The organism is Blautia massiliensis (ex Liu et al. 2021) (assembly GCF_052064225.1).
Taxonomy (GTDB): Bacteria; Bacillota; Clostridia; order Lachnospirales; family Lachnospiraceae; genus Blautia_A; species Blautia_A fusiformis.
Genome location: NZ_JBQHWA010000009.1, coordinates 86,686 through 107,399, shown reverse-complemented (window position 1 = coordinate 107,399; position 20,714 = coordinate 86,686). Strand labels below are relative to the sequence as shown.

The following is a 20,714-nucleotide window of genomic DNA, read 5'->3' as shown; positions in this document are numbered from 1 at the left end:
ACTGCTTTTGGTTTGTTTAAACCGTTCTTTAAATGTAAAGAAATTTTCGAGAATCGTATGTGTTTCACTGTTTAGTTATCAAGGTTTGTTGTGTCTGTCTCTCAGACAGCTCGTTTATTTTATCTCATCTCTTTTTGTTTGTCAAGCACTTTTTTAAGTTTTTTTCAAACATTTTTGAGTTAAGATTTTGTTGTCGTTTCGTTGACGACTTGGATACTTTATCATATCTTCTGTCTTTTGTCAACTACTTTTTATTTTTTCTGAAAGCAGATATATTTATCTGTTTCTTAAAAACAATTTGTTCCTAACAACTCTGATAGAATAGCATTTTTTCCATTAGCTGTCAACATGTTTTTTACATAAATTTCATTTTTTTCTGAAAAACGTATTTTTTCGCCAAAAAACGCATTTCACAGACATGGTCACCACCTGTATCCTGGTGCTTTTCCGTCTGCAAAATGCGGTTTCTTTTACCCACCATAAAATATTCCTGTAAAAATACGGATAAAAATATTTTTATCATAAAGAAAATCCAGTACTGTATCACCCCGGATCAGTCCCAGACCCTTTTGCCCTATTTCCGTGTTGCATAAAATCGTAAGTACCAGCATTCCGACCCATACAAAAACAATACACTTCATGCCTCCTACTACGGCGCCGGCTATTTTGTTGATCCCACGGATGACCGGCAATCTTGCCAGGAGATCCATGGCATACGCCAGCACATGGATCAGGATTGAGGAAAGTATGTATGATACCAAAAAAGAAAGACAGTTCACTGCTACATTGGCCAGATATCCGGAAATATACCCTGCAAATGTATTAACCGCCAGATATTGATACACCAATGCCGTATTATTTTCTGTTATCCCCTTCTGGAGGAGATCCGGAATATCCATACTGCTGATCAATGCCTTCTGTTCCTCCTCATCCATGGTTTCTTTTCCATCTGCCAGAGAATCCACAAATGATCCGCTGGCAGTCTGGATTTTTTCATAAACAGACGTATTCTCACGTATGAACTGATTCACATAAGGATTGATCAGCCATACCAGAGCAACGGAGATCAGAACAAGCAATGCAGATACTACTTCTTTTACAAAGCCATGCCTGTATCCATCCACCATGGAAAAGGCAAGCAGGACCAGCACAGCCAGTCCAAGCCATGTCCAGTTCATATCTGCCCCCTTAACTGAATTTTATGGTGCTGACGCCTGTATCCAGTACCATAAGATATTTATTCCATCCGATCTTAAAGAAATCCCGGATCGTTCCATCTACATTTCCGGCATATTTCTGTACGCCACGGTTGTTCATCACGCAGATCTGCGAGCTGTTATACATGATGATATTATCTCCGCTCATTTTTATAGTCGTATATGGAATATTGAAATTTTTACGGAATTTCAGCTGTCCGCTCATACTATAGACTTCCATTGTATACAGATCATCTTTATTATTGTTTTTAAATACCAGGCCAATCCTGTCATCACTGAAAAATGTACTTACGATCTCCTGTTTTACATTGACTGTTTTGCTTTCTTTGGGGATCTGGCTTCCCTGGTAAGTAGAAAATCCATCATCTCGCAAAGCAATATACTTACTGTCACTGATACATTCCACCTGCGGGATCACTACATTCTCATAGGTATAACCACTTACGATCCGATCATCCTCATTCTGCCCTACATCCCCATAATTATAAAATGCCACATAGCTGGTAGTCTTGCTTCCATCAACATACTGGAATGTTACCATCATCACTCCGTTATCAGACACTGCTACATCCATGGGATATCCCGGATCATCGATCTTAGTCAGATTTTCCGCGACCAGACTGCCATCCGGATTATAAAAATTGATCCAGGTATTATCATCATTGTCCAGGATCACTGCAACCATTCCATTCGATGCGATCCGCACTTTTACAATAGCATAAGATGTTGTTACAGTTCCGGTCACACCTTTTTTGTCGCAGATATAAAGCGATGTTCCCTCGCTGTCTGCAACAACCGCCCTGCTTCCATTCACATCTGCAATAGGATTCTGCATTGTATAGGTTTCATTCCAGATCGTATTCATGCTGTTGTCCACAACAGATACTCCATCCGGACTGTATCTCAGGATATCTCCATCCATGTCCACATACTGTGTGGACACAACATCTTCCTGTTCGCTTGTATTTAATACTTTATAGCTGTGATAGCTTCTTTTTTCTGCATAGAGAAAAACCAGGCAGACTGCTGCAGCGATCACTGCCGCTGTGATCACCTTTTTCCCCTTTCTTGAAATTCTTCGGCGATGAGAAGTTCTCCCGTAGTGAGCGCCTTCCTGTGCAGCCTGTTCCTGTGCAAGCCTGGCTTTTTGCCTCATCAGCTTTTTGCGCTTTTGTTTTTTCTGTATTTTTTTTATGATATTCACAACTGTATCCCTTACCTTAAGTATTTTATTTTGTAATTGGTTTTCCAGTTATTATAGCACACTCCATCAGGGTAGTACAATTACCTGCCCGGGATAAATGATCTCATTGGCAGAAATTCCGTTTAATGCACAGATCTGTTCCATCGCCTCTACAGTGCCATAGCGGTTCAGACTGATCTGATACAAGGTGTCTCCCGGGCGGATCACATAAGTTTCCCTTGGATTTTCTGCAGCCACTGAAGTCTCTTCTGTTTTATTATCCTTTTTTTGCGTTGCTTCTGAAACAGACTGTTTTTTTGACCTTCGAGGTTCCGGTGTTATTGAGATTTTTTCTCTTTTCTGTGTGGTTTCCGTCGGGGCCGGAGTTCCCCGCACAGCTTCCTGTGTCTGCACCGGTTTCTGCGTCTGCACTGCCTTTGGCGAAATCGATACACTCTGCACCGGTTCTGTTACTGCAGGTGTTATCTGCACCACCGAAGCAGAAGCAGCGCGATAATCTTCCGGAACCTCTGTTTTTTCCTGCTGATTCCGATAAAAGCCCACTCCAGCCACAAGAACTGCCAGTGCCAGACACACCGTAGCCGCATAAGAAAAAGCAGAAGTTTTCTCTTCTCCCCGTTCCTCCGGATTTTTACTGTCTATGATCTTTCTGAAATTTCTGACAGCCCTGTCCTCCACTTTCTCGGATGCTTCTCCGCCCTCTTTCTGGCTGCGTTCGATCATATACGTCTGCATCTGAGAATTTTTCTCATAATAAATATAATACCCGCTCAGTTTTGCCATCATGCCGCCATCATAACGGAAAAAGGCATCCTCCCGTTCTCCAGGATCCATCAGCATCAGGATCTTTTCCCCTCCGAAATGTCTGAGATGTACTTTCACAAAAAGCTCCGTGATCTCCATTGCTATCTGAGGCTGTGCAAAAAACCATCCCACGATCTCCTGCTCCGGAAAATACTGATCCTTATCCTCCTGCAGTTTCTGCCAGAGTTTTTCCGAAAAGTCAATATGTTCTGCCGCAGCCTCCATGCCGTCTGCTGCAATGGCACCTTTTATAAAAATACAGGTCATATCTGCAGTCCATTGAATTTCACCTGTAAGTACCGCCACACTTCCCTGGCCTTCCGGCTTTTCATCCTCTGCCAGGCTGCAGAGAAATGTGTATACATAATCTTCTATATAAATCCTGTAATCTCCGTTCGCCAGCCCGATCTGCCTTACATTTCTAGGCATGGAAAACGATTCCTGTGCGGCTTCCTGTTCTGTTGTGTCCTCCTTATAAATGACTTCTATCATCTCATATCACTCCTTCTGTCCAAGCATAGCACAGTAAAAATGCGGATTTTAGCAGAATGTAAGAGTCTGTCCACAGAATTTAGCGACAGATTCCGCACCATGCATATTTTTCCTTTTTTCAGGATATGATAGAGTGAAAAAAGAATCGAGGTTTCTCATGGCTTTTTACATTGATGCCGGAAAAAACGGTTCATCCGGCGAGATTGCTTATCTTCTGAAAAAATGCATTCTTCACTGTCCTAAAAAATGGACCGAGATCGTGTTTTTATGCATTGGCAGTGATCGTGTTACCGGAGATTGTTTAGGCCCATATATCGGACACCTTCTTCATCCTCATGAAACCGGACATATTTTTGTCTACGGCACTCTTTCCTGCCCAGTCCATGCCCTGAACCTGGAAAAAACTTCATCGCTTATCACAAGGCTTCATCCACACGCCCTTGTAATCGCCATAGATGCTTCTCTCGGACAAAAAAAACACCTGGGCTATGTGACCATTGGAAATGGTGCACTTTACCCAGGTGCTGGTGTTCAGAAAGATCTTCCACCTGTAGGGGACATCCATATCACCGGCATTGTAAATACTGCCGGAATCATGGAGCAGCTTACCCTGCAGACTACCCGGCTCTCCACCGTGGTAGCACTTGCAGATGTGATCGCCTGTGGAATCCTTAAGATACTTCCTGCAGAAACAGACTTATCCCCTGTTGATCTTGATTATGCGAACTCCTTGATCTGCTTATAGATACCCTCTGCATCGAGACCGTATTTATGAAGAAGCTCTAATGCCGGACCGGACTCACCGAATACATCATGGATTCCGATACGTTTAACCGGTACCGGTGCCTTCTCAGCCAGGCACTCGCATACAGCTCCGCCAAGACCGCCGATGATGGAATGCTCCTCAACAGTTACAACCTTGCCGGTTTCTTTGGCAGCTGCAACAACAAGGTCCTCATCCAGAGGCTTGATGGTATGGATATTGATCACTTTTGCATCGATTCCGTCTGCTGCAAGCTTCTCAGCTGCTTCAAGAGCCGGTGCAACGCAAAGTCCGTTTGCGATGATGGTAAGATCTTTTCCCTCGCGGAGAACGATGCCCTTACCAAGCTCAAATTTATAATCCGGTCTGTCATTGATAACCGGAACAGCAAGACGTCCGAATCTCATGTATACCGGTCCCTGATGCTCGTAAGCAGCAGCAACCATAGCTTTTGCTTCGATATCATCAGAAGGACTTGCAACGACCATGCCCGGAATCACTCTCATCAGGGCAAAATCCTCCAAGCACTGATGTGTGGCGCCGTCTTCACCTACAGAAATACCGCCGTGAGTTGCTCCGATCTTTACATTCAGCTTCGGATATCCGATGGAGTTACGAACCTGCTCATAAGCACGTCCTGCTGCAAACATTGCAAAAGTACTTGCAAAGGGAACCTTACCTGTGGAAGCGATTCCTGCTGCAATACCCATCATGTTGCACTCTGCGATACCGCAGTCAATGTGACGCTCCGGGAATTCTTTTTTAAACATACCTGTCTGTGTAGCTGCAGCAAGGTCAGCGTCAAGAACGATAAGATCCTCGTGTTTTTTTCCTAATTCTATGAGGGCACTGCCGTAGCTTGCTCTCGTTGCGATTTTCTTTACTTCTGACATAATGCTTCACCTACCTTCTCCAGATCTTCCATTGCCTGTGCATACTGCTCATCATTCGGAGCTTTTCCGTGCCAGCCTACTGCGTTCTCCATGTAGGAAACGCCTTTACCTTTTACTGTTTTCATGATGATAGCTGTCGGCATACCCTTTGTAGCTCTTGCCTCATCAAAAGCAGCCTTCAGCTGATCCATATCGTTGCCGTCCGCAACATTGATCACATGGAAATTGAAAGCTTCAAATTTCTTGTCGATCGGATACGGGGAGCATACATCTGCAATGTCACCATCGATCTGAAGTCCATTGTTATCTACGATCACAACCAGGTTGTCCAGTTTACGGAAGCCTGCGAACATAGCTGCCTCCCACACCTGGCCTTCCTCGATCTCACCATCACCCAGCAATGTATATACTCGATAGTCATCATTACTGAGTTTGGCAGAAAGAGCCATACCTGCTGCTGCAGAGATTCCCTGACCAAGAGAACCACTGGACATATCAACGCCCGGAATATGCTTCATATCCGGATGTCCCTGAAGATAGGAGCCCAGATGACGAAGTGTTTTCAGATCCTCTTTTGGAAAATATCCTCTCTCTGCAAGTACAGAATAGAGTCCCGGTGCTGTATGTCCTTTGGAAAGGACAAAACGGTCACGGTCTGCCTTCTTAGGATCCTTCGGATCGATGTTCATCTCTTCAAAATATAAATAGGTGAACACGTCTGCTGCAGAAAGGGATCCGCCCGGATGGCCGGCCTTTGCTGCATGGACTGCTGTTACGATATCCTTGCGGACTTCGTTGGCAACTTTCTGAAGTTCTAACTTATCCATGTTATTAATGTCTCCTTTTTAGTGCCCTGCTGTTCACAGGGAATTTGTATATAAAAGAGGTTTCGATCACTCACCGAATACTGCCTTGTAATCAGCCTGGAATTTAGCGATACCTGCATCTGTCAGCGGATGATGTGTCATCTGCTCAATTACCTTGAACGGTACCGTAGCGATATCTGCGCCTGCAAGTGCACATGCAGTTACATGCATTGGATGACGAACGCTTGCTGCGATGATCTCTGTCGGGATATCTGCAACTGCAAACATCTCAGCGATCTGCTGGATCAGCTCAACGCCATCTGTGGAGATGTCATCCAGTCTTCCAAGGAACGGAGATACATATGTAGCACCTGCTCTTGCTGCAAGAAGTGCCTGGTTAGCAGAAAAGATCAGAGTAACGTTTGTCTTGATTCCCTCAGAGGAAAGAACCTTAACTGCCTTCAGTCCCTCTGTTGTCATAGGAATCTTAACAACCATGTTCGGATGGATCGCTGCGATCTCACGTCCCTCACGGATCATTCCCTCAGCATCTGTTGTGGTAGCTTTAACCTCACCGCTGATCGGTCCGTCAACGATCGTTGTGATCTCTTTGATCACCTCGTTGAAGTCTCTTCCTTCTTTGGCGATCAGAGACGGGTTTGTTGTAACTCCACAGATAACTCCCATGTCATTTGCTTCTCTGATATCTTCTACTTTAGCTGTGTCGATAAAAAATTTCATTGTTTTTTCCTCCTGTTTACGTTCGTTCTTTTTCTTGATGATTCCATTATAACAAACTCATTGCGGGGGTCAAGGCACCTGTTTTTTATTAATAAATATTTTATTAATAAAATAACGTTTTATTAATAGTGCCTGTCAATTTTTTCACCCAAAACAGCTTCTTTCCATTTTCCTCAATTCGAATATCGCCGTAATTATCGTAGCTAACAAGGTTTCTATTCAAATGTGTCATGGAAACTCTCTCTATATATTATTATTAATAATTTTTGCGCCATTATTTATTTTTCTGTTCATCAGACTGGTTTCTGTCCAGTCTTGCATACCCCGTCGTGCGGCGCGTGATCAGCTTCGGGGTATATTCGATATTATACAGGCTGGCAGGTCTTTCATCCAGGTAAAATTTATCATTCATGTCGATCTTACGGATGATGATGTCACAGGCATCTCTTCCTTTCAGCGCAACAAAATGATCAATGGTTGTCAGGGAGATCCTGCGGATGCCAGAATAAAAAATATTGTCGCACCCTATGACAGAAACATCCTTCGGAACGTGTATCCTCATTTCATGCAGCGCATCAATGGCGCCTATGGCCATCATGTCATTCTGTCCTGCGATAGCCGTAAATTTCTGTCCTTCCTGGAGAAGCTCCATGGTCAGCTCGTAGCCCATGGCATACTCGGAATCCATCCGCGGGATCTTTCTGTCATTGGACTCATCTGCCGCCTTGATGAGCACATGATCCTTTTTTCCCTCTTTTTCAAACTCGCGGACAAAGCCCTCCACACGCTTGGATCGCTGCCACTGCCGTCTGGTAAGTGGCGGCGTGATAAATGCCACATCCGTGTGCCCCAGATCAAGAAGATGTCTGGCCATCAGCCTTCCTACCACTGTGTTGTCCTGATTGATAGCATCTACCGTGGTTGTTTTTTCCTTGTTGCTGATGATGACCAGCGGTGTTTCTTTTGCAATCTTTTCTACCTGATGCTGGAAATCCGGATGAGGATTGCAGGTATAGATGATCCCTGCCGGCCGCATGGTCTGCATCATACGGAGATATTTTTCTTCCAGCCCCGCATCGCGCTGGGTGTTGCAGATAAATACCCCATATCCCTGCTCATTGGCCACAGCCTCTATCCCCTGAAGCAGCAGTACATAATAGGGACTGGTGAGTGTGGGGCAGAAAACAACAATCAGCTTTTCTTTTCTGTCAGCTTTCTGTTTCCGACGTCCGGGAAGCTCATAGCCAAGCTCTCTGGCCGCCTGCTCCACCCGCTCCACAGTTTCTCTCGAAAAAGAAACATTATATTTCCGGTTCAGCACCATGGATACCGTTGCCTGGGAAACTCCTGCGCGTGCTGCCACATCCGATGAGGTTGCTTTCTTTTTTGCCACCAGTCTCACCTCCTTTATAACCTGGGGAAATTTCCTGGCTGCTTATCACTTTTTGCAATCCCTCAGGGAATTTTTTACCTGATCCGGTTAAAGCTCCACTCTTCCTTCCAGTGCCCGGAGAAGTGTCACCTCATCAATATACTCCAGATCACCGCCCACCGGAACTCCGCTGGCGATACGGCTTACTTTGATCCCGGTCGGTTTGATCAGCTTACTGATGTACATAGCTGTCGTTTCACCTTCAAGACTGGAATTGGTTGCCACAATAACTTCCTTTACATCCCCCTGAAGGCGCTTCATCAGTTCCTTCAGTTTGATATCATCCGGCCCGATCCCAAGCATCGGGGAGATCGCACCATGAAGTACATGATATACACCGTCAAATTTACCTGTTTTCTCATATGCTGCCAGATCCCTGGTATTCTCAACTACCATGATCGTGCTGTGATCCCTTTTGGGATTGGCGCAGATCGGACAAAGCTCCTGATCTGTCAGCGCGTAACAGCACTTACAGTACTGAACATTCTGCCTTGCATCGGTAATGGAGGCGGTCAGCTGCTCAACCTGGTCCTTCGGCATATTCATGATATGAAATGCAAGGCGCTGGGCAGATTTGGCTCCGATCCCCGGAAGATGGGAAAGCTGCTCAATAAGTTTATTGATATGGCTGCTGTAATATTCCATCAGAAAGGAAGACCTCCGCCAAGACCGCCAAGGCCGCCTGTGAGTTTGGACATCACTGCTGCTGACTCGGACTCAACCTGACGGAGCGCCTCATTTGTTGCTGCCGCGATCATGTCCTCAAGCATCTCGATATCATCCGGATCTACCGCTTCCTCGGAAAGTGTGACCTTTGTTATTTCACGTTTACCGGAAACTGTAACGGAAACAGCTCCGCCGCCTACTGTTGCTGTAAACTCTTTTTCCTCAAGAGCTTTCTGGTTTTCTTCCATCTGACGCTGCATTTTCTGCGCCTGTTTCATAAGATTATTCATGTTTCCCGGCATACCCATGCCAGGAAATCCACCTCTTTTTGCCATAATACTTTCCTCCTGTTTTTTGTTTACGGATTTATGACTCCTCATCCGGGTCTTCTTCCACTACGATATCCATGTGGATATTCTCCCGAAGTGCATCGTCTACTGTGATCTGCGCGAGATTGGTGTGCTGATGTTTGTTGGCTACCAGCATATGTATCTCCACGCTTTTGCCTGTCCGGGCAGCAATAATGTCCTGAAGCTCTTTCTTCGCCTCCGGATTGTCTACATAATTCATCCCCAGAAAATCCTGGAATTCCACATAAAGGATGGGATCTCCTGTTTCTCCGTTATACTTGGGGACTGCACGCTGCAGGGACTGCTTGAAAAGTCCGGTAGTCTGACCCACGATGGCACGCCAGCCTGCCACGATCTTCTGAAGATCCTCAGGGGCTGCCTTCTGTGGTTTCTGCTGCTGTACCGCTGCTGCACCGGTCACTGCCGTCCCCGGTTCCCCGGCTCCACCGGCCTCGCTCTCCCGAACGATCACCTGCTGCACAGGCCGTTCCTCCATCTGCTTTTCCAGGACACGAAGCCTGTCAAGAACAGAGTCCAGATTTGTCTCCATGGCCGGTCTGCACAGCTTGATCAGTGCGATTTCCACCAATACACGCTTCTGGCTTGCAAAACGGATCTGATTGGACAGATCGGAAAAAATACGAATGTAACGCATCAGCGTCTCCACATCTGTCATCCCGCTCTCTTCCTTCAGAAGCTTCAGATTCTCAGAAGAAACATCAATGGCTTCCTCCGGATTTTCGGAAGTCTTCACAAGCAGAAGATTTCGCATATACCAGGTAAAATCTGATACAAACTGTCCCAGCTCCCGGCCGCCTGTGATCAGGTCCTCCAGCACATGGATGGAACCTGTCACATCGCCGGAAAGAACCTTTCGGAGAAGTCTGCTGAATACCTCTGTATCCACAGCTCCCAGAACATCCAGGACTTTATCATAAGTAAGCACCTGTCCCAGATAAAAGGAAATACACTGATCCAGAAGACTCAGGGCATCTCGCATGGACCCGTCGCCTTTTTTTGCCACATAGCGTACAGCCTTCTCATCTGCTTCCACCCCTTCTGCTGTCAGAAGCTCGGAAAGTCTGGCAGCAATGGTATCAATGGATATCCGGTGAAAGTCATAGCGCTGACATCTGGACAGTATTGTGATCGGTATCTTGTGAGCCTCTGTAGTCGCCAGGATAAAAATAACATAAGAAGGCGGCTCCTCCAATGTTTTCAGAAGAGCATTAAATGCACCTGTTGAGAGCATATGCACCTCATCGATGATATAAACCTTGTATTTGCCCTCTGTTGGACGATAAGCCACTTCCTCACGGATCTCACGGATGTTATCAACACCGTTGTTGGAGGCTGCATCGATTTCGATCACATTCATGGCAGTTCCCGCCTGAATGGCCTTGCACATGGCACATTCATTGCAGGGGCTGCCATTTACAGGATGTTCACAGTTTACTGCCTTCGCCAGGATCTTTGCAACCGTAGTTTTTCCGGTACCACGCGTTCCGCAGAACAGGTATGCGTGTCCGATACGGTTCGCCTTGATCTGGTTGGTCAGTGTTGTCACAATATGATCCTGTCCTTTTACATCGTCAAAATTGTCGGGACGAAATTTACGGTAAAGAGCAGTATAACTCATAAAACTCTCCTTCTCTTCGCCACAGTCGCCGCGGAAAGACTCCCGCGGCGGCCAGATGACTCATAATTCATTAATCGCCAAAACTGATTCCGATCTGTTTGGCTGCTTTTACAAGCTGATCCTTTGGAGATACCATCTTCAGCTTGCCTGCGCATTCAGCAAGAGGAACCCTCTTGATCTTGCCATTGATGACACCGATCATAACACCGTATTCCTCATCCATGATCGCCTGCGCTGCACCGGCACCGATCCTTGTGGAAAGAACGCGGTCATATGCACATGGCTCTCCGCCTCGCTGCATATGTCCCGGAACTGTGATACGTACCTCACTTCCGGTCACCTGCTGGATCTGGTCTGCGATCTCATAGGATACAGACGGATATTTCTTCGCTCTTTCCGCAAGCTTTTCTTTGTATTTTTTCTTCGGAAGCTCTGCATCTTCTTTTGAGATAGCTCCCTCAGCTACTGCAAGAATGGTAAAACGCTTGCCTGCCTTGTTACGCTTCTGGATGGCTTCTGCAACCTTATTGATATCGTATGGGATCTCCGGGATCAGGATCACATCTGCTCCGCCTGCAACACCGGCATTCAATGTAAGGCTTCCGACCTTATGTCCCATGATCTCAACAATAAATACACGTCCATGAGATGCAGCTGTTGTATGGATGCAGTCAATGGCATTTGTTGCGATCTCCAGAGCGCTCTGGAAGCCAAAGGTCATATCTGTACCCCAAATATCATTATCAATGGTCTTCGGAAGATGGATGATATTCAGGCCTTCCTCGCGGAGAAGATTGGCGGTTTTCTGCGTTCCGTTTCCGCCGAGGATCACAAGACAGTCAAGACAGAGCTTATAGTAAGTCTGTTTCATGGCCTCAACCTTATCCAGTCCCTTCTCATCCGGAACCCGCATCAGTTTGAATGGCTGTCTGGATGTTCCGAGAATAGTTCCGCCCTGAGTCAGGATTCCGGAAAAGTCCCTGGCTGTAAGCATACGGTATTTCCCGTAGATCAGTCCCTTATATCCGTCATCAAATCCATAAACCTCAAGGTTCTCAACGCTGTTGCTCAGACCCTTTACAACGCCTCTCATGGTTGCGTTCAGTGCCTGACAGTCACCACCGCTTGTCAGCAGACCGATTCTTTTAATCATAGCGTCCTCCATTCTGTGCCCTCTTATGTGCACATTTTATTTGTTGCTGTCTGCATATAAGACAGATATTCCACCTGACGTATTTCTGCAGAACAACTACTGTATCCTCTCTTTTCACAGAGTTTTACACAATATAATATTATAAAGCATTTTCAGGCAGTGTACAATAGCCAAAAAAGCACGAAAACAGCGAGTGTATTGATTGACTTTACCTGTATCTCATCGTAAAATAAAATTATCAGTAACTTTCGTATGTTTACAGAAAATTTTCACCAGGAAAGGAGCGTCCTATGAAAAAAATCCTCAAAAAACTATCCTGCGCTTTATTAGCCGCAGCCATGGTATGCGCCATGACTCCTCTCGCCGCCAGTGCAGCGATCAATTATTCCAAAACCCGGATCGTTTATATGCCCACATCCGGAAAGGACCTGGGATACGATGAGATCTCGATCAGCAATATTCCTGCTAAACAGAACATTCTCAAATCCAATGTTAAAGTGGTCAGCGGCGGTTCTGTGATCGCACTGGATTCCTTCGGTTCCAGCAGCTTCAAAAGTACCACGGAGGCTTTCCGCAAGGGTGCAAAACCGTACACTCACTCCGATCATTTCTACAATATCGGTTTTGCCGTTAAAAAGCCGGGAACCGGAAAGATTTCCTTCAAGGTCGGAAACAAAACCTATACTTCCACCATCAAGGTGCTTCGTTATGTCAACCCGTTGAAATCCGTCTCCATCACAGGTGTAAAAGGCAATCTTGCCGGAAAATTCAAAAGCTCCGGCCATAACGCCTTTCGTTACGCCAACAAGGCACAGAAGAATGCTGTCATGAAATGCACCGCTGCAAATGGCTGGAAGATCACAGGCGTTTCTTTCAACAACAACCGGACCCATACACAGTATAGTACCAATTACAACGCTCCTAACAGCGGGGCTTCTTCTTCCACGCTCCGTATCGGAAACCTTTCCGCGAAGCAGTCCGCCTATATCAGCTTCACCCTTCGCAACACCAAAAACGGGGCGGTACAGTACTGTACACTTAATATGAACTGATTTATTTCGGTCTGTACCTTGACAAATCTGGTTTCAGAGTCTATAATTAAATTCCGCGCAGCCGGGGAGATAGCGGTGCCCTGTACCTGCAATCCGCTACAGCAGGGGTGATGCCAATCTGAGGCTTGTATCTTGCAGAGCAGCCCTTTATAAGTGGCGTTGACGTCTGGGTCTTACGCAACAGGAATCTGTGAACCGTGTCAGGGCAGGAATGCAGCAGCACTAAGCAGAAGCTCTTGTGTGCCGTGAGGGTGCCTGGGCTGAGTTAACTGTAAAGGTAACGTCTGTGAGACCATTCCGAGGTGCGGCGCGCGTAAAAAAGGTTATAATATATGATCTCTATATAAACAGCATTCCCGCCGGGTCCGTCATTTATGACTGATCCGGCGGGATTTTTTGTACTATTATTTTATTTACAATATCCGGCAACTACCTGATTGATCAGCTTGCCGTCTGCCTTTCCCTTCAGATCTCCCATAACTGCCTTCATGATCTGGCCTTTATTTCCTGTTGCCAGAACATCTGCAAATTTCTCCTCGATATAAGCCTTGATCTCTGCTTCATCCATCTGCTTCGGAGCATATTTCGCAATGATATCATATCTTGCCTGATACTCCTCTTTCAAATCTGTACGTTCTGCAGGGCAGGTGTCGATCTGCTCTTTTGCTGTTTTCAGCTCTTTCAGGATAACTTTGTCTACAAGCTCTCCTTTGATGTCATCACGGCATCCCTCATCAATGGCAGCTTTTTTTACTGCTGCGATCAGTGCGGAAACTGCTTCCTTTGTTACCTTATCTTTGGCCTTCATTGCTGCTACCATGTCTTTTCTTAAAGCTTCAAGTTCCATTTTTTGTTCCTCCATTTTCTGTCGTTCCTGTATCAACGACTTTCGTTTGACCTGAATGGATTTTCTGTCTGTAATAGCGAAATCCATTTATGATTTTATTTTGATATTTTCACAGGATTCTGTCAAGAGTAAATCTCCCGGGACTTTTCGTTCTGTTCCGCTCTCTCTGACTGTGTCTGCCCGGCAAGGCGCTCTGCTTCCTGCTTCTTCAGAATTTTTGCCTGCTTCTTTTTCTCCCGCAGTTCCCTGAAAAATGTGGAAAGCATTTCGGAGCATTCCTCTTCCAATACCCCTTCTGTGATCTTTACCTGATGATTAAATCCTTCGATCTGAAGAAGATTCATCACAGATCCGGCACAGCCTGCTTTCGGGTTCATACAGCCGATCACCACCTCATCGATCCTGGATTGTACCAGTGCACCGGAACACATCTGACAAGGCTCCAGCGTTACATACATGGTGCATCCCTCCAGACGCCAGTCTCCCAGCTTTTTACTGGCCTTTCGGATAGCATTAAGCTCTGCATGAGATAAGGTATTTTTATCTGTATTGCGGCGATTGTAGCCTCTGGCTATGATCTTTCCCTCATGCACGATCACGCAGCCAATCGGCACTTCCTCCAATGCACGGGCCTTTTTTGCCTGGCGGATTGCCTCTTTCATAAAACGTTCCTGATCTGTCACGTTTTTACTCCTCCTGTAACTTCACATTCCGGAAAAAGCTCCGGGATTCTATCTGTTCATACTAAGACTGCTCTCAGCCTTCTGTCCGTTCGATTATAGCTTTTCCGGTATTTCATGTCAATCTGCTGCAAAACAGATATTTGCAACACAAAAAACGCCACAGAAATTTTTCCACACTAATTTCTGCAGCGTTTTCTTATTCATTACCACTATTTGTTTCTTCAAAGATCGCTTTTATTTCCTCGGCTGTTTCCTGCAGCTTCTGTGCCCGATGTCCCAGAATACGGACAGCAAGATCTCCCTGCACCAGCTGAGTCACACCACCCGCGCATTCTTTTTCATTTTCCAGGACTTCCCATATCTGCTCCTGCATATTCATGGCCGGACCACTCAGAAAAATATTTGCCATGTGAGTATAGCCCTCATACATTCCCAGTCCTTCCATGTCCGTTTTATGGGGCTCATAGCGGGTGTTATCACGGTAGATCAGCTGACCGTCCCGTCTGATATTTACTCTGGAAGCAAATTTCCGGTACCGGAACCTTTCATCAGATGCCTTTCTGCCGCAGGAAATGATCTCCAGCAGAAACAGCCCGGAGCTTTTATCCGCCAGATCAAATTCCATAGTACTCTCAAAGGCTGACTGTGCATAGGGGATCACTGGCTGCGGATAATAATAAAAAACAGCATTCTTTTCCACCTGTGCCTTCACATGGCGAACAGCCTCCCCTTCCTTCATTTTATGGACTTTATCAAAAGACTGTGACAGGAACTCCAGATTGGTTCCCTCTGTCACAAAAAAATCAAATTCCTGCCTGTCTCCCTCCATGATCCCTGCGGATGCGCACAAAGGCATCACGGAGATTCCTCCGTCTTTCTTGGGAAAAGGATTCATGATCTTATAAGGCGCTGTAAAAGACACATCCTCCAGAATCGTTTTTCCTTCTCTTAAACCGGTCCGCAGAAACAGTCTGGACAATTTTCCAAATTTATTTTCTGTCAAAGGTTGTTCCGCCTTTCCTACATATCTTCCAGAAGCACGTTTTTTTTGATCCATTCCACAACGGTATCCACATGTTCATCTCCGCGGATATTTGTAAAAACAAAAGGCCTTTCCCCACGCATTTTTCTGGAATCACGGTCCATTACCTCCAGGCTTGCACCTACATACGGCGCAAGATCGATCTTATTGATCACCAGAAGATCGGATCTTGTGATACCGGGACCGCCTTTTCTCGGAATCTTGTCTCCCTCAGCCACATCAATAACAAAAACAGTTGCATCTACAAGCTCCGGGCTGAAGGTTGCGGAAAGATTATCTCCGCCGCTCTCAATAAAAAGGATCTGGATATCCGGAAATCGTTCCATCATCTCATCCACAGCCTCCAGATTCATGGATGCATCCTCACGGATCGCTGTATGCGGGCATCCGCCCGTCTCTACACCGATGATGCGCTCTACCGGGAGTACACTGTTCTTTGCAAGGAACTGTGCGTCCTCCTTGGTATAAATATCATTTGTGATAACACCGATACTATAATCACCTGCCATCTTTCTTGATAAAGCTTCGATCAATGCTGTTTTTCCGGAGCCGACCGGTCCGGCAACACCGATTTTTACATATGACATAAAAATCGCTCCTCTCTGATTTACGACATATAAAGTCTGGAATAAAGCTTCTCATGCTGGATTCCCCGGATATCAAATCCCGGAGCCGACAGACAGAGGTCATCCTCTGTACAGTCCGAAATACAGGACAGTATTTCTTCAAATTCCTCATAGCATCCACACAGAAGCTCCTGTCCTGCACTCTGGCTCAGCGGAATGGTTTTTACACAGTTTGTCACCATTGCAGAGGTCTGGGCATAGAGATAATGATACAGAGTTTCCTCTTCCTCAATTCCCAGCGCTGCACAAAAAACTCCATATGCGCAGCAATGGCTTACAGGCTTCCCCTTCCGGGCTTCCAGATATTCTTCAAAGATCTTCCTTTTTTCCATAGGGATATTTTCCTGAGGCAGCTTACAGATCGTCTTTGTAAAACGAGAGCCCATTTTTCTGGATGCTTCCCTCTGCTCCATGGGGATCCTGGATGCCCCAAGGATCTCCTCCAGAGTATCCAGTGCCGCCACATTTTCCTTCTGTGCATACTCGTAAGCCAGACGCACTCCCAGAAGATCGGTACAGGCCAGGTTCAATTTCAGTTTTCTGCTGATATATTCTGCCGCTGTTTTTTCATCGTGCACGATTCCCTTCTGGATATATGTCTCCAGTCCCTGGGAATGGGAATAGCCTCCTATTGGAAAAAGAGCATCGTTTACCTGCAGCAGAAAAAAGCGGCGGATTTCTTTCATTTTGTCCATATGGCTTCCTCAGTGATGATGATTATGTATAGCAGCTGAGATCCTGCGGTCAAAATCCAGCTTCACAGTTTTTTTCTCTGCCTTTACACCATGAAGCTTTTCCAGCATAACCATCATCGGCTCATTGTAGATCGTAATAAATGTGTTTTCCTGATCTCCCCAGAAAAGCGGTGCATGGCGGTTTCCGATCTCATAGCAGACCTTCGCCACATATTTTTCATGTCCCGGTTCCAGAGATACCTCTATCACCTCGCAGGGTGGTGTATTCACTGCGATCACCAGATTTTCATCTGCGTAGATCACATCATCCTGAAAAAGTCCTCTTGTGAGTACAGAATCATCCAGACGGATCCCTACTTCCCGACCGCTGTCCGTGGTTTTTCTGTGGATCCTTTTAAATGCCTCATGCCACTCAATATCCACATATTCCACCATTTTTCCGGTCAGATCAAAATCCTTTAATTTTCCCAGAATTTTTTCACAAAGCATAAATTTTCTCCTCTATTCCTACCATACTCCAAGGAGCAGCATCACTCCCGGCACCCAGGCCGTGATCACGCCTTCGATCACCTGAAGCACCGGAACAAATTTTCCAAGTTTTTTGCCCATGATATCTTCCACAAAGGCAGTTCCCCAGAGAATTGCCCAGAGATACCAGATTCCTGCCCAACGGATATCCGGCGTGATCCCCAGTGCTTTACTTCCCAGAAATCCCTCGATCGTTCCAAATATTACCGCATTAACAGCTACAAATGTGGAAAACCACGCAAATGGGATCGGACTCAGCTTCAGGATCCTGGAAAAAGCTACAAACAGGTAGGTAAAGCAGAACAGAAGGCCTGTTCCTGCCGCATAATAATTTCCCTGTACCAGATTCACAAAATTGATAAACAGCGAAAGTCCACCTGTAAAGATATTCATAACTGCAGTGGATTTTCCGTCTACATTATATAAGGTGCACATTCCATTATTGATCAGAACGATTCCCACAAACAAAAGACATACTCCTAACATCTGTTTTTTCCTCCTTATGGTAAAGTCAGTCAGTCCGGAGGCAGTCCCGAAGTCTTCCTGCGAACACCAGGGGACTGCTGTCCGGACAAAGAATGATAATTGCTGTGTCGTTTAGAACAGATTGTAGAGCTGTGTAAGCGGAAGCTTTTCCGCAGGCTTGGAAGTTATAGTCTCCCCGTCTACTGTTACCTCATAAGTCTCCGGATCTACCGTGATCTTCGGCGTACGGCTGTTAAATACCATATCCTTCTTGGCGATAGTTCTGCAGCCTTTTACAGGAACTACTGTTTTTTCCAGTCCATAGGCTTCTTTGATCCCTGCCTCATATGCAGCCTGGGAAACAAAGGTAAGGCAGGCTTCGTTCTTTGCTTTTCCATGTGCTGCAAACATCGGCTGATACATTACCGGCTGTGTAGTCGGGATCGATGCGTTGGCATCGCCCATCTTGGAAGCGATGATCATACCGCCCTTGATGATGATATCCGGCTTTGCTCCGAAAAATGCAGGATTCCACAGAACAAGATCTGCGAATTTCCCCTTCTCAACAGAACCTACATAGCTGGAAATTCCATGTGTAATGGCAGGATTGATGGTATATTTGGCAATATAGCGTTTTACACGGAAATTATCATTTCCTTTTCCCTCGTCCTCCGGAAGGGCTCCTCGCTCATCCTTCATTTTGCTGGCTGTCTGCCAGGTACGTGTGATAACCTCACCTACACGTCCCATAGCCTGGGAGTCAGAGCTCATCATACTGAAAATTCCCATGTCGTGGAGGACATCCTCTGCAGCAATGGTCTCAGGACGGATACGGGAATCTGCAAATGCCACATCCTCCGGGATCTTTTTGTCCAGATGATGGCATACCATCAGCATATCCAGATGCTCATCCAGGGTATTTACGGTATATGGCATGGTCGGGTTTGTGGAGGATGGCAGAACATTTCCCGCAGCTGCGGCACGGATGATATCCGGTGCATGTCCGCCGCCGGCTCCTTCTGTATGATACGTATGGATCGTTCTTCCACCGATCGCAGCAAGAGTATCCTCCACGCATCCACCCTCATTTAAAGTATCTGTATGGATCGCAACCTGTACATCATACTCATCTGCAACATTCAGGCAATGATCGATAACTGCCGGTGTGGCACCCCAGTCCTCATGGATCTTCAGTCCCATGGCACCTGCTTTTACCTGTTCGATCAGCGGAGCCTCATCTGAGCAGTTTCCCTTTCCGAGAAATCCGAGATTCATAGGATATTCCTCTGCTGCTTTCAGCATCATACGGAGATTCCACGGTCCCGGTGTACAGGTAGTTGCATTGGTTCCGTCTGCAGGACCTGTTCCTCCTCCGATCATGGTGGTAACACCGCTGTACAGCGCACAGTCGATCTGCTGCGGACTGATGAAATGGATATGGGTATCAATACCACCTGCTGTGACGATCATTCCTTCTCCCGCCAGTGCCTCTGTAGACGCACCGACCGTCATTCCAGGTGTCACTCCGTCCATGATATCCGGGTTTCCTGCTTTTCCGATCCCTGCGATCTTTCCATCCTTGATTCCGATATCAGCCTTGATGATCCCTGTGGTATCCACGATCAGGGCATTGGTGATCACCAGATCCAGATCGCCGTCACGGCTGCAGGTTTTTACAGATTGTCCCATTCCGTCACGGATGGTTTTGCCGCCGCCGAATTTCACTTCATCACCGTATGTTGTGTAATCTTTCTCAACCTCCACTACAAGGCTGGTGTCTGCAAGTCTTACCTTGTCACCAGTTGTAGGGCCGTACATCATTGCATATTTTTCACCGGAAATTTTTACGCTCATTTATGTCCCTCCTTATAAGAATCCCTTTAATGCTGCCTTTTCCATGGAGGCCTTCTTGGTGTCCTCTGCTGCTCTTGCTCTTGTCAGGTCATTCAGACCAAATACGCGTTTTCTGCCGCCCATCTCAGTCAGCTGCACTTCCTTTTCTTCTCCCGGCTCAAAGCGGACAGAAGTACCGGACGGAATATCCAGATGATAACCGTATGCAGCCTCACGGTCAAAAGAGAGACATTTATTTACTTCAAAAAAATGGAAATGAGAGCCTACCTGTACAGGACGGTCGCCTTTGTTGGCAACCAGGATCTTTGTAGTTTTTTTTCCTTCATTAAGTACGATCTCTCTGTCTGCGGGAATAATTTCGCCAATCTTCATGTCAATTCCTCCTTACTGAATCGGATTGTGTACAGTCACAAGCTTTGTTCCGTCAGGAAATGTTGCCTCCACCTGCACCTCACCAAGCATGTCTGCCACACCTTCCATCACATCGTCCTTTGTGAGAATAGTGGTTCCAAGCTGCATCAGTTCTACGACAGTTTTGCCATCCCGTGCCAGCTCCAGAAGTTCGGAGCTGATGTAAGCCAGCGCTTCTACATAATTCAGTTTCAGTCCGCGTTCTTTCCTCTCCTTCGCCAGATTTCCGGCCATATGGAGCATGAGTTTTTCCTGTTCCTTCGGGGTAAGTCTCATTGTTTCTTCCTCCTTTTTCGCCTGTTAGTCTTTACTAATTTAGTCCAGTAAAAAAAACGCAGACAACGGAAGCTC

The 20,714-nt window shown here is 46.2% G+C and carries 23 protein-coding genes and 1 other RNA gene; 3 read left to right on the top strand and 21 right to left on the bottom strand.

Annotation, left to right across the window (positions count from 1 at the left end):
- Positions 1-470: 470 nt before the first annotated feature.
- The 3 genes from ACTNDQ_RS05490 to ACTNDQ_RS05480 all read right to left on the bottom strand — a co-directional run bounded on the left by ACTNDQ_RS05490 (position 471) and on the right by ACTNDQ_RS05480 (position 3,717).
- Positions 471-1,178: a CvpA family protein gene (locus ACTNDQ_RS05490; protein ID WP_021650939.1), complete on the bottom strand. Its 708-nt coding sequence runs from the start codon at positions 1,176-1,178 to the stop codon at positions 471-473.
- A 10-nt stretch (positions 1,179-1,188) separates the two neighbouring features.
- A complete protein-coding gene (locus ACTNDQ_RS05485; protein WP_227574176.1) occupies positions 1,189-2,421 on the bottom strand; it encodes a DUF5711 family protein in 1,233 nt (410 codons plus the stop codon).
- A 66-nt stretch (positions 2,422-2,487) separates the two neighbouring features.
- Complete coding sequence (locus ACTNDQ_RS05480; protein WP_441064067.1) at positions 2,488-3,717, bottom strand: LysM peptidoglycan-binding domain-containing protein; 1,230 nt, start codon at positions 3,715-3,717, stop codon at positions 2,488-2,490.
- Between the two features lie 157 nt (positions 3,718-3,874).
- On the opposite strand from ACTNDQ_RS05480, the gene yyaC reads away from it, so the two are divergent.
- Positions 3,875-4,462, top strand: a complete 588-nt coding sequence (gene yyaC, locus ACTNDQ_RS05475) for a spore protease YyaC (RefSeq protein ID WP_022426512.1) — start codon at positions 3,875-3,877, stop codon at positions 4,460-4,462.
- On the opposite strand, the gene ACTNDQ_RS05470 is transcribed toward yyaC, so the two are convergent.
- The 8 genes from ACTNDQ_RS05470 to ACTNDQ_RS05435 all read right to left on the bottom strand — a co-directional run bounded on the left by ACTNDQ_RS05470 (position 4,435) and on the right by ACTNDQ_RS05435 (position 12,160).
- Positions 4,435-5,373 carry a transketolase family protein gene (locus ACTNDQ_RS05470; RefSeq protein WP_015525670.1) on the bottom strand — a complete coding sequence of 313 codons (939 nt, stop codon included), beginning with the start codon at positions 5,371-5,373 and terminating at the stop codon, positions 4,435-4,437. The two genes, yyaC and ACTNDQ_RS05470, sit on opposite strands and share 28 nt — an antisense overlap.
- The gene (locus ACTNDQ_RS05465) at positions 5,361-6,200 is read right to left on the bottom strand and encodes a transketolase (protein WP_015525669.1); all 840 of its coding nucleotides are present in this window, start codon (positions 6,198-6,200) and stop codon (positions 5,361-5,363) included. The genes ACTNDQ_RS05470 and ACTNDQ_RS05465 overlap by 13 nt, the downstream gene beginning before the upstream one ends.
- A gap of 66 nt (positions 6,201-6,266) precedes the next feature.
- Positions 6,267-6,920 carry a fructose-6-phosphate aldolase gene (fsa, locus tag ACTNDQ_RS05460; protein WP_015525668.1) on the bottom strand — a complete coding sequence of 218 codons (654 nt, stop codon included), beginning with the start codon at positions 6,918-6,920 and terminating at the stop codon, positions 6,267-6,269.
- A gap of 274 nt (positions 6,921-7,194) precedes the next feature.
- Complete coding sequence (locus ACTNDQ_RS05455; protein ID WP_279201036.1) at positions 7,195-8,313, bottom strand: LacI family DNA-binding transcriptional regulator; 1,119 nt, start codon at positions 8,311-8,313, stop codon at positions 7,195-7,197.
- A gap of 87 nt (positions 8,314-8,400) precedes the next feature.
- On the bottom strand, positions 8,401-8,997 hold the full coding sequence (gene recR, locus ACTNDQ_RS05450; RefSeq protein ID WP_278795142.1) for a recombination mediator RecR: 597 nt from the start codon (positions 8,995-8,997) through the stop codon (positions 8,401-8,403).
- Complete coding sequence (locus ACTNDQ_RS05445) at positions 8,997-9,353, bottom strand: YbaB/EbfC family nucleoid-associated protein (RefSeq protein WP_015525666.1); 357 nt, start codon at positions 9,351-9,353, stop codon at positions 8,997-8,999. Before ACTNDQ_RS05445 ends, recR begins: the two co-directional genes overlap by 1 nt.
- 31 nt (positions 9,354-9,384) lie before the next feature.
- A complete protein-coding gene (dnaX, locus tag ACTNDQ_RS05440) occupies positions 9,385-11,007 on the bottom strand; it encodes a DNA polymerase III subunit gamma/tau (protein WP_278795144.1) in 1,623 nt (540 codons plus the stop codon).
- A 70-nt stretch (positions 11,008-11,077) separates the two neighbouring features.
- Complete coding sequence (locus ACTNDQ_RS05435) at positions 11,078-12,160, bottom strand: 6-phosphofructokinase (protein WP_144093133.1); 1,083 nt, start codon at positions 12,158-12,160, stop codon at positions 11,078-11,080.
- A 290-nt stretch (positions 12,161-12,450) separates the two neighbouring features.
- Between ACTNDQ_RS05435 and ACTNDQ_RS05430 the strand changes: the two genes are divergently transcribed.
- Complete coding sequence (locus ACTNDQ_RS05430; RefSeq protein WP_059086189.1) at positions 12,451-13,212, top strand: hypothetical protein; 762 nt, start codon at positions 12,451-12,453, stop codon at positions 13,210-13,212.
- Between the two features lie 53 nt (positions 13,213-13,265).
- An RNA gene (ffs, locus tag ACTNDQ_RS05425) (signal recognition particle sRNA large type) lies at positions 13,266-13,527 on the top strand.
- Positions 13,528-13,621: 94 nt separating this feature from the next.
- Here the strand turns inward: ffs and ACTNDQ_RS05420 are convergent.
- The 10 genes from ACTNDQ_RS05420 to ureA form a co-directional block, all read right to left on the bottom strand.
- Entirely contained in the window at positions 13,622-14,059 is a 438-nt protein-coding gene (locus tag ACTNDQ_RS05420; RefSeq protein ID WP_022426683.1) for a GatB/YqeY domain-containing protein, read from the bottom strand.
- A 122-nt stretch (positions 14,060-14,181) separates the two neighbouring features.
- The gene (gene tadA / locus ACTNDQ_RS05415; protein WP_227574179.1) at positions 14,182-14,742 is read right to left on the bottom strand and encodes a tRNA adenosine(34) deaminase TadA; all 561 of its coding nucleotides are present in this window, start codon (positions 14,740-14,742) and stop codon (positions 14,182-14,184) included.
- A gap of 196 nt (positions 14,743-14,938) precedes the next feature.
- Entirely contained in the window at positions 14,939-15,745 is an 807-nt protein-coding gene (locus tag ACTNDQ_RS05410) for an urease accessory protein UreD (protein WP_278795153.1), read from the bottom strand.
- Positions 15,746-15,762: 17 nt separating this feature from the next.
- The gene (ureG, locus tag ACTNDQ_RS05405; protein WP_144093139.1) at positions 15,763-16,371 is read right to left on the bottom strand and encodes an urease accessory protein UreG; all 609 of its coding nucleotides are present in this window, start codon (positions 16,369-16,371) and stop codon (positions 15,763-15,765) included.
- 20 nt (positions 16,372-16,391) lie between these two features.
- On the bottom strand, positions 16,392-17,105 hold the full coding sequence (locus ACTNDQ_RS05400) for an urease accessory protein UreF (RefSeq protein ID WP_330664830.1): 714 nt from the start codon (positions 17,103-17,105) through the stop codon (positions 16,392-16,394).
- 9 nt (positions 17,106-17,114) lie between these two features.
- On the bottom strand, positions 17,115-17,594 hold the full coding sequence (locus ACTNDQ_RS05395; RefSeq protein WP_278795155.1) for an urease accessory protein UreE: 480 nt from the start codon (positions 17,592-17,594) through the stop codon (positions 17,115-17,117).
- An 18-nt stretch (positions 17,595-17,612) separates the two neighbouring features.
- Entirely contained in the window at positions 17,613-18,119 is a 507-nt protein-coding gene (locus tag ACTNDQ_RS05390; protein ID WP_288786914.1) for an AmiS/UreI family transporter, read from the bottom strand.
- Positions 18,120-18,230: 111 nt separating this feature from the next.
- A complete protein-coding gene (ureC, locus tag ACTNDQ_RS05385; RefSeq protein ID WP_144093145.1) occupies positions 18,231-19,952 on the bottom strand; it encodes an urease subunit beta in 1,722 nt (573 codons plus the stop codon).
- Positions 19,953-19,964: 12 nt separating this feature from the next.
- Positions 19,965-20,324 (bottom strand): urease subunit beta, encoded by a 360-nt coding sequence (gene ureB, locus ACTNDQ_RS05380; RefSeq protein ID WP_173761370.1) that lies wholly within the window; start codon positions 20,322-20,324, stop codon positions 19,965-19,967.
- 12 nt (positions 20,325-20,336) lie between these two features.
- Positions 20,337-20,639 (bottom strand): urease subunit gamma, encoded by a 303-nt coding sequence (gene ureA / locus ACTNDQ_RS05375; RefSeq protein WP_021977982.1) that lies wholly within the window; start codon positions 20,637-20,639, stop codon positions 20,337-20,339.
- Positions 20,640-20,714: the final 75 nt, after the last annotated feature.